Annotated in this window: 2 protein-coding genes; both read left to right on the top strand. The window is 61.5% G+C overall.

The genetic code is table 11. The features are described from left to right. Nucleotides 1-1,089, top strand: a 1,089-nt coding sequence (locus tag DBR30_RS22505; RefSeq protein ID WP_258224488.1) for a methyl-accepting chemotaxis protein, incomplete at its 5' end; no start/stop codon positions are given. Between the two features lie 99 nt (nucleotides 1,090-1,188). Next, nucleotides 1,189-1,749 (top strand): LysM-like peptidoglycan-binding domain-containing protein (locus tag DBR30_RS17820; RefSeq protein ID WP_258224487.1); only part of this gene is annotated, 561 nt, incomplete at its 3' end.

Here is a 1,749-nt window from a genome sequence, read left to right as displayed (position 1 = left end):
GAGATGAACCGAGCCGCGGTGACCCAGCAATTGGTGGGTGCCTTTATCGTACTGGTACTGGCGCTGGCCACCATGCTGGTGATTGCCCGCAGCATCACTGGCCCCATCCGTCAGATGGTCAGCCTGGTGGATGACATTGCCGATGGTGAAGGGGATCTCACCAAACGTCTCGCAACCCGATCTGTCGACGAGCTGGGGGATCTCGCCAAGGGGATCAACCGCTTTATCGACAAGCTGCAAGGGCTGCTCGGGGATGTGCTCAAGACTGCCAGCGAGGTGAACCGTTATGCCGGTGATACCGACCGCATCGCCGGTCAGACCGACAACAATCTGCAGCACCATCAGGCCGAGATGGAGCAGATGCTGACCGCGGTACAGGAGATGTCCTACGTCAGTCAGGAGGTCGCCACCCACGCCAACAATACCGCCGACTCGGCCAAACAGGCGCAAAGCGCTGCCGATCAGGGCAAAGAGCGCTTCCAGCAGGTGATCCAGTCGATGCACAAGGTCGCGGCGGAAGCCGGTAAAGGGGCCGAAGTGGTGGAAGGGCTGGCCCACGACAGCGCCCAGATCACCAGCATCCTCACCGTCATTCAGGGGATTGCCGATCAGACCAACCTGCTGGCCCTCAACGCCGCCATCGAGGCAGCCCGGGCTGGCGAACAGGGCCGCGGCTTTGCGGTAGTCGCCGACGAGGTGCGCAAACTGGCGGGCAATACCCAGCAGGCGGTGCAGAACACCCAGGAGCTGATCGAGAAGATCCGCCTCAGCTCCACCAATGCAGTCAACGCCATCACCCAGAGCCAGCAGCTGACCCATCAAGCGGTGGGAGAGGCGGATCTGGCGGAAGAGGCGCTCGGCAGCATCTACCAAGCCATCTCCACCATCAACGACATGACCTATCAGATCGCCTCCGCCGCCGAAGAGCAGAGCTCGGTCTCAGAAACCGTCTCCGGCAACCTGTCAAAAACCAACGCACTGGCCAACGACATTGCTCAGGATGCGACCGAAACGGCCAAAGCCAGTCAGGCTTTGCGTCAGGCGGCCGACAAATTGCAGCAATTATTGGGTCAATTTCGTCTCAGCTGATAATTTTCCGCCTCAGGACTCTCCCCCTCGGGGGCGAGTCCGTTTACCATAGGCGACGAATTTGCCTGATGGCAGGCAATGTAGTGAGAGGTAAATGCCGTGCCCACCCCGGACCGTCGCCCACGAGGCCATAACAGACGAGCCCAGCAGCGTCGCCAAGACGAATCACAAGGATCCCTGCTCCATCGCATCAATGCCGCGACCCTGTCCCTGCGCCAACGTTTTGGCCAAGGGATGAGCAACCTCGGCCAAGGCCGCCAGGATGCCAAAGCAGGCAAATTCAAGCTGTCCAGCCCGCTGCCCCTCAAAAACACCATAGGTCTGCTGATCCTGGTCCCGCTCTGGCTGCTGGTGCTGGCCTGGGAGCCAGCGCCGTCCGCCCCCAAAGCCGCCCCTTCCGGCTCGCTGGAAGTGCCGCTGGCCGTGCCTGCTCAAGCTCTAACTGTCGGTAATGGCGCGGCAGGCAGTACGCCTGCGGCAGCCAAGCCGGTCGAAGAGAAGGTCAACGGCACCTGGCTACAACACGATGTGCAAGCGGGTGAAACCCTCTATTCCATCTGGCGTAAATTCGAGTTGCCGGGTGCCGAGCTGAGCCGCCTGATCGCCATCGAGGGGCCGGATCGCCCCCTGACCCGCCTCCAATCTGGCCGCTCTATCTTC

The organism is Aeromonas sp. HMWF017 (assembly GCF_003061465.1).
Taxonomy (GTDB): domain Bacteria; phylum Pseudomonadota; class Gammaproteobacteria; order Enterobacterales; family Aeromonadaceae; genus Aeromonas; species Aeromonas veronii.
This window is presented reverse-complemented; position numbering and strand designations above follow the sequence as displayed.